Annotated in this window: 10 protein-coding genes and 2 pseudogenes; 7 read left to right on the forward strand and 5 right to left on the reverse strand. The window is 67.2% G+C overall.

Annotated features, from left to right (window positions below; all coding sequences use genetic code 11):
- Positions 1-148 precede the first annotated feature (148 nt).
- Entirely contained in the window at positions 149-1,309 is a 1,161-nt protein-coding gene (locus ACFVTC_RS40185; RefSeq protein WP_390134400.1) for an IS701 family transposase, read from the forward strand.
- Between the two features lie 273 nt (positions 1,310-1,582).
- Here ACFVTC_RS40185 and ACFVTC_RS40190 read toward each other — a convergent pair whose 3' ends face one another.
- From ACFVTC_RS40190 to ACFVTC_RS40205, 4 genes are all read right to left on the reverse strand, one after another.
- Complete coding sequence (locus ACFVTC_RS40190; protein ID WP_390134402.1) at positions 1,583-2,125, reverse strand: DUF6328 family protein; 543 nt, start codon at positions 2,123-2,125, stop codon at positions 1,583-1,585.
- 472 nt (positions 2,126-2,597) lie between these two features.
- Positions 2,598-2,942, reverse strand: coding sequence for an STAS domain-containing protein (locus ACFVTC_RS40195; protein ID WP_390134404.1), 345 nt, complete (start codon positions 2,940-2,942; stop codon positions 2,598-2,600).
- Positions 2,943-3,368: 426 nt separating this feature from the next.
- A complete protein-coding gene (locus tag ACFVTC_RS40200; RefSeq protein WP_390134405.1) occupies positions 3,369-3,647 on the reverse strand; it encodes a hypothetical protein in 279 nt (92 codons plus the stop codon).
- 1,884 nt (positions 3,648-5,531) lie between these two features.
- Entirely contained in the window at positions 5,532-6,221 is a 690-nt protein-coding gene (locus ACFVTC_RS40205; protein WP_390134407.1) for an ANTAR domain-containing protein, read from the reverse strand.
- Positions 6,222-6,443: 222 nt separating this feature from the next.
- On the opposite strand from ACFVTC_RS40205, the gene ACFVTC_RS40210 reads away from it, so the two are divergent.
- The 3 genes from ACFVTC_RS40210 (at position 6,444) to ACFVTC_RS40220 (ending at position 9,213) form a co-directional block, all read left to right on the forward strand.
- Positions 6,444-7,448 (forward strand): ATP-dependent DNA ligase, encoded by a 1,005-nt coding sequence (locus ACFVTC_RS40210; RefSeq protein ID WP_390134409.1) that lies wholly within the window; start codon positions 6,444-6,446, stop codon positions 7,446-7,448.
- Between the two features lie 1,113 nt (positions 7,449-8,561).
- The gene (locus ACFVTC_RS40215) at positions 8,562-8,699 is read left to right on the forward strand and encodes a hypothetical protein (RefSeq protein ID WP_390134411.1); all 138 of its coding nucleotides are present in this window, start codon (positions 8,562-8,564) and stop codon (positions 8,697-8,699) included.
- A gap of 283 nt (positions 8,700-8,982) precedes the next feature.
- Complete coding sequence (locus ACFVTC_RS40220; RefSeq protein WP_390134413.1) at positions 8,983-9,213, forward strand: DUF5133 domain-containing protein; 231 nt, start codon at positions 8,983-8,985, stop codon at positions 9,211-9,213.
- Positions 9,214-9,904: 691 nt separating this feature from the next.
- On the opposite strand, the gene ACFVTC_RS40225 is transcribed toward ACFVTC_RS40220, so the two are convergent.
- A complete protein-coding gene (locus ACFVTC_RS40225; protein ID WP_390134415.1) occupies positions 9,905-10,744 on the reverse strand; it encodes an alpha/beta hydrolase in 840 nt (279 codons plus the stop codon).
- 1,124 nt (positions 10,745-11,868) lie between these two features.
- Here ACFVTC_RS40225 and gvpO point away from each other — a divergent pair.
- The 3 genes and pseudogenes from gvpO (at position 11,869) to ACFVTC_RS40240 (ending at position 13,369) form a co-directional block, all read left to right on the forward strand.
- A pseudogene (gvpO, locus tag ACFVTC_RS40230) lies at positions 11,869-12,159 on the forward strand (gas vesicle protein GvpO).
- A gap of 33 nt (positions 12,160-12,192) precedes the next feature.
- Positions 12,193-12,607: pseudogene (gene gvpJ, locus ACFVTC_RS40235) on the forward strand (gas vesicle protein GvpJ).
- A 42-nt stretch (positions 12,608-12,649) separates the two neighbouring features.
- Complete coding sequence (locus ACFVTC_RS40240) at positions 12,650-13,369, forward strand: histone protein (RefSeq protein ID WP_390134417.1); 720 nt, start codon at positions 12,650-12,652, stop codon at positions 13,367-13,369.

The following is a 13,369-nucleotide window of genomic DNA, read 5'->3' on the forward strand; positions in this document are numbered from 1 at the left end:
ATCGCCACCTTGGTATCCGACCGCAGCATCACCACCTGACGGGCGCCATGAGCAGGACAAGCACGGCCCACGCGCTATCACGCACCAACTCGTAATACTGCAACGGTCTATGCCGTGACTGTTGGCCAGTCTGGTCGTTGGTCTGGTTATGGGTGGGGACCTTGCTGATGTCAGGTTGTGGGCTGATGAGTTGGGCCGGTTGCAGGAGCGGTTCGTGCATCGGTTCAGCAGGACGGAGCCCCGGGAGACGGCCCTTGCGTATATGCGGGGGCTGATCGCTCCGCTGGATCGGAAGAATGGCTGGACACTCGCCGAACAGGCAGGCCATACGGCTCCGGACCGTATCCACCGGTTGCTGAACCGGATCGAGTGGGACGCCGATGAGGTCCTGGACGACGTGCGTGACTATGTCGTAGAACACCTCGGGGACCGGGACGCCGTGCTGATCGTCGATGACACCGGCTTCCTGAAGAAGGGCGTCCGTTCGGCCGGGGTCCAGAGGCAGTACTCCGGCACCGCGGGACGCACCGAGAACTCCCAGATCGGGGTCTTCCTCGCCTATGCCAGTGCCCGCGGCCGCACGCTGATCGACCGGCGGTTGTATCTGCCCACGTCATGGACCGACGACCGGGAACGCTGCTGGCGGGCCGGCATCGGCGACAGCGTCGCCTTCGAGACGAAAGTGGCGATGGCCAAGGCGATGGTCCGCAAAGCCATCTCAGACCGGATCCCGTTCGCCTGGGTGACCGCGGACGCGGCCTACGGCTTCAGCAAGGGCTGGCGGTTCGAACTCGAGCAGGCCGACGTCTTCCACGTCATGGCCACCACACGGCACGACACCGTCGTCACCCGCTGGTCCATCGACCATCCCGTCCACGACCTGTTCCCCGACCTGCCGCGGCAGAAGTGGAAACGCCGTTCCTGCGGCGACGGCGCCCACGGAAAGCGGGTCTATGACTGGGCCAGGGTCGAAGTCCGCCCCTGGCACCGCGAAGACCGCCGGCACTGGGTCATCGCCCGCCGCAGCGTCAGCCGGCCCGAACAGATCTCCTACTACATCGCCTACTGCCCCGCCGACACCACCCTGGACCAGCTCATCCGCATCGCCGGCACCCGGTGGGCGGTCGAGGAATGCTTCCAGAGCGCGAAGCAGGAATGCGGCCTCGACGACTACCAGGTCCGTCGCTACCCGGGCTGGCACCGCCACATCACCCTCGCCATCGCCGCCCACGCCTGCCTCACCGTCCTGCGAGCCCGCCAGCTGGACACAGAGAAAGCAGAAACGGATCCTCCCCGCTCATCCGCCTGAGTCTCGCCGAGATCCGGCGCCTGATCACCCGCCTCACCAACCGCCGGCCCACCCCCGTCGAGCACATCCTGCACTGGTCGACATGGCGCCGCAGACGCCAACACCAAGCCCGCATCAGCCACTACAAACAACGCGGACACACCCCACCAGAGACCACCCAACCATCAGAACAAACACCGTTGCAGTACTAAGCGGCCCGATCGGGACCCCAGCGTCGCCGAATCGGCGCATGGCGTGCCTGACTGTCTGATTGCTTTGGACCGCAGCACGTCGTCAAGTGGCGTCCTCTGTCCGGGTCGTGTACCGCTGCCGTGCCCACATCGGCAGCACCACCCAGCACGCGAGGTACCAGGCCACCACCCCACCCACCAGCCAGGGTACGAAGCCGTCATGCGTGGCCACCCTTAGGATTAGGAACAAGGCCGAGGTGAGCGTGGCGATCAACAGCGCCAGGCCCAGGAAGGTGAGACGCGCGGCCCAACGCACCGTCTGCGCCTTGATACTGCGGCCAGACACCCATCGGTGGAACGGGACCGGTGCGATGAGTGCGCCGGTCGCGGTCGCGCCGAACACAACCGTGGTGATGTAGATGATCCGGTCCGTGTCGGACAGGTGCCCGAAAGCCGGAGTGAAGGCTACGCTCAGCAGGAATCCGAAGAGGATCTGGACACCCGTCTGCGCGACCCGGATCTCCTGCATCAGTTCGTTCCACTGCCGGTCGGCACGCTCAGCCTCGGACTCCTGCCGTCCTGCCTGCACGGCTCCATCTGCAGGCCTTGCCGTTGGTATCGCTTCCGCAACCCTGTCGTCCGCCATGACCCCTCCCAGTGTCGTCACCCGTGTCGGCATGTACCCCCGATTGCCGTATTCGTGCCCAGCGAACTTGGCCTCGTGTTGACCTTTCATTTGGGTCTGCTATACGCGATGAGGGCGTACGCGAGCACCGGTTACCTGCACCTCAACTTCTTTCGCCGTGACGACCACCGTCTTCAGGCGTGCGTCGACGCACAAAGACGTTCCTGACCGACGGCCAGGAACGCCCGGTGAAAGTCGGGGTTCCGCCGTGCACGGGCCTGACGAGGGGAAAGGCCGCGCACGGCGAGGGGCGCCCTGTGCCGCGCCGAGCGGGGCACTCGCCAGCATGGTGGCATCGTAATAAGAGCGTGCCGTGTTGAAGGTGGCATCTGTATTGCCGGCCGGCCTCTGGAGAACTGATCGTCGTGGAGGCCGGGGCGGAGGAACGTAGTGCACCGCCGGGCGGGAGCTGCCGGGCGCGGTCGTGCGGGCGTCAGCGGGCTGCCGCGAGGAGGCCGCCGGGCAGAAAGTCGTCCCAGTGATGATCGGGGAACAGTTCCCAGGCTAGGTCGAGCAGCCGCTTCGACTGCTGCTGCAGGCCGACGACGGTCAGGATCCGGCCCGTGTCCTGGCAGGCTTGCCGCTGATGGGTCAGCAGGTGCAGGCCCGCGACATCCATGAACTGTGCGTGCCGCAGGTCCCAGGTCACGCCGGTGACGGGCTGCGGCAGCTCCCGGGCCCGGGCGAGCACGCTGGGCAGCGTGTCGAAATCAATCTCCCCGCGCGGGGTGAAGACGGCCGTGACCCCTGTGTCCCTGACAGTGATGGTGAAGATCATGCTGGGCGCGCCCCCTCTGGGGGTCATGAGCCCAAAGACACCGGAGCGATGGACCCGGCTCTGGCGGCGATGGCGGGACCGGATGCCTGTGAAGGAGGCAACGCCCGGAGCCCGTGAACCAGCCCTCCACCACCGCGGCGGCAGAAAACCGATCAATCTCGCGTTCCGCCATCGTGGCACAGCAAGCGTTTCCCGCCTACAGGCCCGCACCCGCCGCCCCACCCCGCTGGCGTGCGTGGGGTGCTCCCATCCCGTCCGCCGCCGACCCAGGCAGAGCCGAGCAGTCGCGGCCCAGGGCGTCAAGGTCGTTCGTCCAGCAGGGCGCTCCACCTTGACGCCCTGAACCACGCCCGCTCCACGGTGTGTGGGTCGACGGCGGACGGGATGGGAGCTGGGGTGCATGGTGGGTCGAGGGCGGGTAGGCAATCAGCCGGTGAGCGTGCCTGCAACAAGCAGGGCGCCCCCCGTGAAGAAGACCGCTCCCCAAAGCATCAGGAAGTACGGGAGGGCCATGGTCATGATTCTCTGAACGGATTGACGGCCGCGGGGATCGGGTCCGGTCGGCTTCGGGGGCAGGCCGTCCCGACGCAATTTGCGGCGCATGGCCACGCCCAACCCGAGCGCGGCCACCCCGAGCAAGAGGAACGGAAGATCGAAGGAAAGGGGTGGCGCCACCACGAATTCGCAGTGCCCGTTCTGCCACACCGTGCCGTTTCCGCACCCAGACAAGTCTCTGCCCCTCCTGCCGACCGTCCGGGATCGTAGCGCGCAGGAGCCGTCAGCCACGTCGTCTCGGTGAACGAACGTCGCTACTGCAATGGCTTAGTTACCTCACGCTTCACGGGAAGCCGCTTCAGATACCGGGCGATCGTGCCCGATCGATCGGGGAACCACGACAAGCCAGCCGGAGGAGCAAGGCACCCTCGCCAAGGACCGCCGCGGTCCGAATGGTACCGACTGCCGGTCAGCCCACGGCTCAGGGACGGCCGACGCGGGGCCGTCTCTGGGCCGTCCCAGGGCGGCCGACGACGACCAACGCCGACAACCACCGACAGCCAAGCCGCAGGTCGCAGCATTTATCGTCAACATGTCCGCAGGTCAGGAAACCGGTCCCGCACTTCTTCGTCGACTGACACGTCCCGCAGCGGTGGCGCGACAGCACAGCAGCGGAGTACAGCAACCTCGGTACCTACGACTGACCCCCGCTGGCCGCAGGCGACCGGCTGACGCTCTCAGGAAACCTCGAAGACCGCCCCGCCCGTAGTTCGCATCGAGAGGGCTACGGGCTTCACGACCCCCGTCAACCGTGCCCCCATCGTCGCCGTAGCGCAGGCGGGACGAAGGTCAGACAACGAAGGGCCTACCCGCCTCCAGCCGGGTCATACCCGGCGATTCGACAGCCCGGCCACGGTGCCGGGTTGAGAACAGGTGAGAGGGATACCCGTCTGGTACACGAGGTTTAGCCCCAAGCCCCGTGCGGCGGTTCGCCCGGATGACATCCGGGCGAACCGCCCCGATCCTTTGTCTGCCGGGGCGGACTCCAGGACCTGCCCGTACCCGCCGGGCCCGGCTAGGGGCGAGTACTCTTGACCGCACCGTGATGCCCCACCGCGCCTGCTGCTCGGTCATGCACCAACTGCACAGCGGCAGGCCTCCGTGGCCGTAGCGCCACGTCTGGCGCTGGCACCCGCACACAGGCCGATCTGACTCCGGGCGCAGTGCATCGTGCTGGGATCCGGCTCCGACACCCGGGGCGCTGCGCTCGTCATTGCTGTGTCCTCAACCGGGCAGCGAACGCTCACCGCTTCGAACGAAGAACAGAACACTCCCTGATTGTCGGACCCCCGCCATCCCGTGCTGGTATGCCACGAGTCCAGACGGGCACTCACTGTCAGTATTCGGCAGGTCCGCGCGGCTGCGGGTACCGGCCGCCTGAATAGAATCGAACGCATGTTCGATATGCCGCCCGATCCCGCTCGCCTACGCGTGATCCTGGCTCACTTCGACATGCAGCTCGCCGAAGCGGACACCATACGTACTTACCTCCGTCTGCAACGCGACGAGGTGCAGTGTGCTCTCCAGGCCGCCGGCCGGCCGACCCGCCCGTCCCTGCCGCAGCTATGGCCGGCTCTGACGCTGGCACCGTTCCCCTCCGAACGGTCTCCCAGCGGCCCCGCCGGGGCGGGAGACGGCTACATGCTGGGGAGCAAGCGCCACCCCGAAGACCCCAGCCAGCCTGCTGTCCTGCACGTCGAATGCTGCACCAGGGCGAGCCGGAAGACGTCGCCGATCTCCGCAGTTCAGTTCCGCGTCGCACCCCGTGACGCCGAGTACATCAAGACCTGCGGCTTCTGCCGACCGGAAGACAAGCGGACGACGCTTCCGAATGAGACGCTGTGCAGCCGGTGCGCAAGGACCAGCTGTGCGCCGCTTACTGCGCAACCCGGTTCCCGGACCACCCCAGTGGGCATCGATCGCTGCGCACTGATGGGGCGCCACCAGTGCCCGACCACGACCACAGCAGGTCTCAACGTCGCGCAGTCGATAGGCACCATCTGTGCAGCCCGGCCGACGAGACTACGCAACGAGTCAGCTCAGGCCGCCCTTCTCGCATACCTGGCGGGCCACCTCCCGCAGCTTGACGTTGTTTTCCTGCGAGTAGCGGCGCAGCGTGGCGAACGCCTGGTCCTCGGTGAGGCGCAGTTCGCTCATGAGGATTCCCATGGCTTCCCCGATCTGGTGGCGGGTGGCGACGGCCTGTTCCAGCTGTGCGTGGGTGCGGGCGCTGGAAAGAGCGACCGCGGCGTGGGAGGCCAGCATCACGGCGGCGTCCTCGCTGACCTTCGTGAATGCTCCGGGCCTGCGGGAGTAGAAGTTCAGCGCGCCGAAGTCCTCGTCGTCGGTGAACAGCAGGAAGCCCATCATGCTGCCCACCCCCTGTTCCAGCGCCGCGGAGACGAAGTGGGGCCAGCGCAGTTCTTCCGCTGTGAAGTCGAGGATGCGGAACACGCGTTCCTTCTCCGATTCCCGGGCCGCGTCGAAGCACGGCCCCTGTCCCAGCCGCTGCTGCAGCCGGTCGAGGTCGGCCACCAGCTGCTCGGTCGGCGCCAGCGTCTCCACCTCGAGGCCGTGCACGAGGAGGATCCCGGCAGCGTCGCAGCCCTCCACCAGCTCGGTCGCCGACCCTGTGATCCGCTCCAGCGTCGCAGCCACCGACGACTGTGCCAGCAGATCACGTGCCATCGACGCCATCTGCTGCGCAAACCGGTGCCAGTCCATGCCCTTTTCCTCGCTCTCAGCCAGGTATGCCCTGATCAGACTGCTACCCCCTCCCCTGACGAGCATCTCCCGAACGCTCCGCACGCCACCCCTGCGGACAATGCCTCCCGGCTGGCCCCATAGGCACCCGTCCGGAAGCGACAGCGCGGGCACGGCGGTGTACATGGACGGCGGCACCGCCTTGTGGAAGAACTCACGGGTGACCTGGACGCTGCCCGACCGATGCTCACCACCCCCGTACCCGTCCCCAACCTGCCGCCGGGATGGGCCGGTGAACCGAAGTGGGACAGCTTCCGCGCCCTGCTCCATACCGAAGCGGGAGGGGTCGTACTGCGCTCCCGCCGCGGCACCGAGATGGCGCCCGCGTTCCCCGAGATCGCGGCTGCCGCAGCGCAACTGCCGGACGCCACGGCCCTGGACGGCGAGCTCGTCGTGTGGGAGGACGGCCGGCTCGCGTTCGAGCGGCTGCAGAACCGGCTCCAGTGCCGCGGTGCCGCAGCCGCCCGGGCCGCCGATGCGTGGCCGGCGCACTTCGTCGCGTTCGACTTGCTCCGCTTGGCCGGGGCGGACACGACCGGCTGGCCGTACCGCCGCCGCCGGGCCGAACTCGAATCGATGTTCGCCGCCCGCCGGCTGCACGCCCCGTGGACACTCAGCCCCTTCACCACCAACCCCGACACCGTCCGCGAGTGGCTGACCTGGACCTCAGCAGGAGTGGAAGGCATCGTCCTCAAAAAGATCGACGCCCCCTACCGGCCCGCGGCGAGAGGCTGGTTGAAGTACATGGTGCGCCAGACCACTGAAGCGATCGTCTGCGCTGTAACCGGGCCCCCAGCCACTCCTCACGGCCTCCTGCTCGGCAGATACGACGACCACGGACAACGTCAGTACATCGGGCGCACCATCACCCTCCCCCGCACCGCCGGCGCCGCAGTCTCCGAACACCTCACCGCAGCACAGCGCGAACACCCTTGGGCGGGCTGGTCGTTCGCCTCCGGCTGGGGCACCCAAGAAGCTCTGGACGTCGCCCTCGTCGAACCCGACCTGGTCGTCGAAGTCGGAGCCGACGTCGCCCGCGACATTGCCGGCCGGTGGCGGCACCCAGCACGCTGGCACCGCACCTGCACCTGCACCTGCACCTGCACCTGCACCTGCACCTGCACCTGCACCTGCACCTGCACCGACCTAACCCCCACTGACATCCCCCACACCACGATCCGCCGGTGAGAGGCACGCAGCCCCGCCCCGACTGCACAACCGCGCAGCGGCCGGGCTGGCTGCACCGGTGTGGGCTGTGGGGAGACCACACCAGCGCCCTACTGCGAACGAGGTGAGGCCCTCCTCTCGTTCGGGTCCAGCCGTGGCGCCGGGGCACTGCGCAGTCCCGGCACGTTGCGCAGCAACACTGCGCACCACGCCGGCCGATGCCCTGCACGCGCGCCACCCTGGTTCCAGCCTCCAGATCCCTGCGCGCGCGGGTCGCGCCAGGGGCCCTTCAGCGTGAGGGGCAGTCGTCACGTGGTGACACGTACGGCAATGGCCGTTCGGCGCGTCATGCGCCTTCAACGGCGTCGTGACGCGTACGCCACGCCCTGGTTCGGCACTTCGGCGAGCAGTACACCGCATCCGTCCTCTTCTGCAACGGGACCGACACCCGACACACCGGGCACCGGCCCTGCCCTCGCAGGAACTCGCCCCTGACGACGTCACGGCTCTGCTCGACAGCACGCCGGTAGATCTGGCTGTACCGCTGCGCCCGCCGCCAGTGACGGTTGCGGCACGTCGAATCGCAGTACCGCCGGCCGGCGCTAGCATCCGCGGGCAGCAACTCCCGGCACTGCGCACACCGCCGCCTGGACTTCCTCGACACCCCACCAGCCTCCCGCCCAAGACCCCGGGCGGGAAGCGCGCGAACGGGTGCTCAGTACTCCGCCGGCCTCCGCAGCCGCAGGAGCAGAATCGCTGCTGAACAGTTCCGGACCTGATCAGTGACACTGGACATGTCTCACGGTGGGCAAAACGGCGGTCCGATGACACAGGCACGGCATCAGCCATCAGGAGACTCCGGGGGCCGGTGGCGACCGGCAGCCGGGCTGCGAGGCAGCGCGGCGTGTCTGGCCGCAACAGCTGTCGTTGAACGGGCATGGCACACGGGTCCCCTATAGCCCGTGGGCGGGGCGAGGGCTCGGGCTGCTTTGTGGCTTCGGGCCCTTAGCTCGCCCCAGGCCGAGAGAGCCTGACGGAGCATGGAACTGGCGAAGACCGCCCCGACACCGATCACGTGAAGTGGCGCGCAGCGGCCAGACAAGCCGCTGCGCGCCATGAAACAGAACTCAGCCGGTGATCGATTCCACGGTCACCCGGAACGCGGGATCAGTGCTGACCACTCTCTTGCTGGCCGCCACCCTGGCCGCCCTGCTGCTGGCCGCCGCCCCGACCGTTCTGACCCTGGTGGCCACCCTGGCCCCGGTGGCCTGATGGCCTTGGTTGCCCCGATCTCACCTCACCAGTGCGCAGCCATTAGCCGGGGCAACTGCACCGTTGGGGCTGCGGGGCGGCCATCCCGCTGCCCCATTACGCACACGGAAATCCCCCGCATCCAGCCTGAGGCCAGCGCCCGGAGCCCGGTGCCGTCTCAGGCACTCCTCTCCCCAGCACGCAGGTGGCAGTCGACGATCTGTCCGAAACAGTCACCGCGTGGGGACCTTGAGCCGGGGTATCCGGGATATCGGTAATGGTGCGGTTGGTAGAGGAGATTTTCATGTTGATGGCCCACCCGATAGTCCTGCAGGGCCTGGTCAGCGAATATGAGACGCTGCGAGACCTGCACGCGCAGAACGGGAGCCCGAGCGCGGACATGCGCATGCAGGACGTGGCCTACACGCTGTGCGTGTCCACCGGCACCCGTGACGTGGACACCGCCCTGATCGCCGCACGCCATCAACTGCCCGGGGCCCGGCCCGAAGACGACTCTCTGCTCGCCGCCGGCTGAACCCCACCCGGCCAGAAAGCCCCTGCGACACACCGTCCATCACCGCCCGGCTCAACGTCCGTGCCGGACATAGAGCTCGCGAACCCGCAGTCGCATCCCATAGATCACGATCCCAGCCTCCCCCGTTGCCGCTGCCCTACCCCCTCTCCAAATCTCCCCTAGAGGGCAGGGCAGGGCGCACTGCGGCTGAAATCACCAAAAGGTCTCGATCGCGCAGGCTTTGCGATCAGGGCACTGCAGAGGGAAGCCGCGTACAGCTCGCGCCGCGCCTGCTGTGTCAGCCGGGCCTGCTGCGTGTCCTCAGCGAGCCCTGTGGCGTTGAGCGAATGACGCGTGCGTTTCGTCCATCCGAGACGTCGCTTAGGGCCCTGGATGCCACGCCCGGCCGTCCGGGGCCCGCACCAACACAACACGCACCGCACGCCCCCGTCCCGTGCGATCAGAACACGAGCCTGTGAAGACGAGCTGTCCAAACCACACCAGCCGATGGCGCACCCGCCCGATAGCGCGGGGCCGTCTGCGCAACGACCGGTTTGGAGGGGATGCCCTCGCCGGTGGGTGTGGGCTGTGGGAATGCCACACCACTTACGCGTAAAGCCGCGTACGGGGATGGGGTTTCCGGCCGGCGTACACCAGATGCCACACGCCGCGCGGCATGTACAGCACGCCGGCCCGCGACGGGCCCTCTGCCTCAGGACCGGTTCTGCAGCAGGCTGGTGATCGTGCGGGTGAACTCGGCTGGCTGCTCGACATGGCCGAAGTGGCCACTGTGTTCGAGGACGGTCAACCGGGCCCCGGGAATGGCGTCCCGGAGCATCACGGCCCAGCGGGGGCCGCAGATGAAGTCCCGCCGCCCGGCGATCACGACGGTCGGTGTGGTGATCGCGCCCAGCCGGTCGCGGACGTCGAACGGCTCCGAGTTGGGCGCGGTGGCCGGCTCGGCGGAGATGCGTACGCCAGAGAGGAAGTCGGCGAACTCCTCCCGACGGGCCCAGAAGTCGGCGAAGTAGACCGGCAGTGCTTCGCGCAGTCTCCTGCTGACCTGCTCGTCGTCGGCTGCGTTGAGCGCGTTCTGGAAGGCTCCAGGAACGTCGGCCGCCTCGGGCTGGTCGGGATAGAGGTCCGGGTATGCCTTCAGTCCTGCCATCGCGGCCGCCCACCAGTCCGGGCCCGCGACCGGTGAGGTGTGGTAGAGAATCAGACCGGCCAGCCGGCCGGGATGGTCCAGGGCGTATTGCTGGGCGATGAAACCCCCGTGCGAATGCCCGAGCAGGTGCACCCGCGGCTCCCCGAGGTGGTCGATGAGGGCGGCCAAGAAGTGAACGTAGGTGTCGAGGCCGTAAGCCGGCGGGCTGTCGGACGATCCCGTGCCGACCGGCTCCGGGTAGACCACGGTGAAGTGCTTCTCCAGTTCAGGAGAGCGAAGGTAGGCGTAGTCGAAGCCGGGGCCGCCTGGATGGGCGACGAGCACGGGCCCGCTTCCCGACACGTGGTACTTCATCCGGACGCCGTCGATACTGATGGAGCTCATGCGATGTGTTTCCTGCCCGTTCAGAGGGGTTATGCCTAAGCAGGTAGTGAGCGGTGTGCCGCCCTCGAAGGGCATGGCTGTAGTACGGAGGCTCCCTGGGGTTCGGCCGACTGCGGTGCGGCCTGTTTCGCGCCTGCACTCCGAAGGTAGGCCGCCTCACCATTAACATCAAGTGCATGCCATGCACTCATAAAGTTACCTGCATGCAATTGGATTTGGACCTGCCCACGGCTCTGAGCGCAGTATTCGAAGAGAGCAGTGGCGCTGGCGTCACGACGCGCCTTGATGTCACTGCACCATCACTGAGACGGTTCCCGGGGACGCACGCAAGGCTGGCCGCCCAGGTCGTGCTGCAAGCAATCCCGTCAGGGACCGGTTGCCAGCCAGTCGTGGAGCGCTTCCTCCGAGGCGACCTCCATGACCTGAAACGTCGCCACACGCGTCCTGACCGCCTTCGCCGCGGCGGTAACGTCTTGAGTGCTATCCAGCGGGAAGCTGGCATGTGGTGGACGATATTAGTGAGGCCGCTCCTTACCCGGCCTCCGTCCCGAGCGTCGAGGGACCGATAGATCTGATCCTCGGTTCCTCCGCCGGGTACGGGCTTGCGGCCATGATCGCCGGGATCAGGAGCATCTTGGTGCGCTATTTGATCTCTCCGGCGCGCACCACCGCTGATTGCTTGGGATTGAAACCCATGTGTGATTCCCACGGTTGGGACAGTCAGCTCGCCATCGCGACGGCTGTGCGCGTGGAACGCCCCCCGCGAGTTGCAGGGCCTCGGCCCTGCTCCCTCATCCGTCTCCCGTCCGTCGACCCGAACAGGGCACCCTATGCGACGACCTCCGGGGCTGCGTGAACGGGCTGACAGAGGCCGGGAAAACGCGATTGCGATATCCCGCCGGGGCCCATACAGCGAGCGCCGTGCCAACGCTTGTAGGGCCTGGACAGCCACAGGGCCCTCCTGCCCTGCCACCCCGTATGGGGGCACCGTGGTAAGCATAGCCACCGCCGCCGACACTCCCTGACCTCAGAGACGCCGAAGGATTATCCGCCGTAGGTCCAACACGTGCACGTTCTGATCTGCTCGACGTGCGTGATGCCCGAGATTGACCAGACTTGTAGGCATGGCAGAAGAACGTCGGCCGCGCGCCGGGAGATGTCGCCGGCAGCCGCTCGCCGCCCGCCGGCTGTGAGGGGCGCCGGTCAGGCCGCGCGGGCTGCTTGCCAGAGCCTGGAGGGGCTGATCGGTCACCCCACGGAGGGCGTATCAGCGGTGAAGCGTGTCGAAGAAGGTGCCACGGATTCCTGACACGACGAGTCTTCTCGCCTCGTACGAGGTGCAGCTCGATCAGGTCGGCGAGCTCTTGGAGTACAGCAGGATCCGCCGCTATCGGCATGGATCCGCCGACGAGTGACCCGGATTCTGCCGACGACCGGGAGGACAACCTATGCCTGCGACCACCTACTCCGACGAGATAGTGGCGTGCCCACCGCGCGCCGGCACATTGTGCCACGTGCTGGAACTCATTCTCGATCGGGGCATGGTGATCGACGTCTTCGTCCGGGTCTCCCTGCTCGGCATCGAGATCCTCAAGATCGACGCACGCATCGTCATCGCGAGTGTGGACACCTATCTGCGATTCGCCGAGGCATGCGACCGGCGCGGCCTGGAACGGGACTCCGGCAGCGTGACCGTTCCTTCGCTGTTCTTAAGCGGCAGCGCCGCCAAGTCCATCAGCGAACGAGGTCCGTAAGGCAGTCGGCGGCCGTGCCGACCAATCCGACGAGCAAGAAGAGGACGAGGAAGAGCACCAGGAGCGGCTGCGGCAGCGCCGTCCTCGTACCCGTGGTGGCTCGAGTTGACGACCGATGGAAATTTGAGCCGGGGCCGGCAACGGGGCGTCCGTGTACGCGATCAACCTGACCCGAAAGCTCGAAGGGGACACGCTCATGGATGAGAAGGAAAAGGTAGTGCTCGCGGCCGCTGTAGTGGGCGGCTACGTGCTGGGGCGTACGAAGAAGGGCCGTCTGGCTCTGTCCGTTGCGACGTATCTGGCGGGCCGACGCTTCGGCCTTGAACCTCGCCAGCTCGCGGCCGAGGGAATGCGGAGGCTGGGTGAAATACCCCAGTTCGCCGAACTCCAGGAGCAGTTGCGCGGTGAAGCCCTTGAAGCGGGACGCAAAGCAGTGGCTGCCGCAGCCGACCGGGGGATGAGCACGCTGGCCGACGCCATCAGCGACCGCACGGCCCGGCTCGGCGAAACCTCGGACAGGCATGAGGAGGACGAGGAGGACGAAGAAGAGGAGGCACCGGAAGAGGAGGAAGACGAGCCAGAAGCCGAGTACGAGGAAGAGGAAGAGGACGGGGAGGAGGAGGAGCCTGAGGAGAAGCCGCAGCGTCGCCGTAGCTCGTCTCGAGGGACGCGGCCAGAAAAGGCCTCCGCACCGACTCCCAAGAAGGCTGCCGCGTCGAGAAGGAGCAGGCAGGGCGAGCCCGCGCCGCGGAAGTCCGCGTCGGCATCGAAGACGGCGGCGAAAAAGTCAGCGCCCGCCAAAAACGCCCAGGCCAAGAAGACGACGTCATCGAAGCGAGCAGCATCCAAGCGCGCCGATCGTCGGAGGTAG

Origin of the sequence: Streptomyces sp. NPDC057950 (genome assembly GCF_042887295.1) — a bacterium.
Taxonomy (GTDB): Bacteria; Actinomycetota; Actinomycetes; order Streptomycetales; family Streptomycetaceae; genus Streptomyces; species Streptomyces kaempferi.

Coding starts and splice junctions, on each gene's coding strand:
- ACFVTC_RS40185 (WP_390134400.1), top strand. CDS start 149: ATGGGTGGGGACCTTGCTGATGTCAGGTTGTGGGCTGATGAGTTGGGC.
- ACFVTC_RS40190 (WP_390134402.1), bottom strand. CDS start 2,125: ATGGCGGACGACAGGGTTGCGGAAGCGATACCAACGGCAAGGCCTGCA.
- ACFVTC_RS40195 (WP_390134404.1), bottom strand. CDS start 2,942: ATGATCTTCACCATCACTGTCAGGGACACAGGGGTCACGGCCGTCTTC.
- ACFVTC_RS40205 (WP_390134407.1), bottom strand. CDS start 6,221: ATGGACTGGCACCGGTTTGCGCAGCAGATGGCGTCGATGGCACGTGAT.
- ACFVTC_RS40210 (WP_390134409.1), top strand. CDS start 6,444: ATGCTCACCACCCCCGTACCCGTCCCCAACCTGCCGCCGGGATGGGCC.
- ACFVTC_RS40220 (WP_390134413.1), top strand. CDS start 8,983: ATGTTGATGGCCCACCCGATAGTCCTGCAGGGCCTGGTCAGCGAATAT.
- ACFVTC_RS40225 (WP_390134415.1), bottom strand. CDS start 10,744: ATGAGCTCCATCAGTATCGACGGCGTCCGGATGAAGTACCACGTGTCG.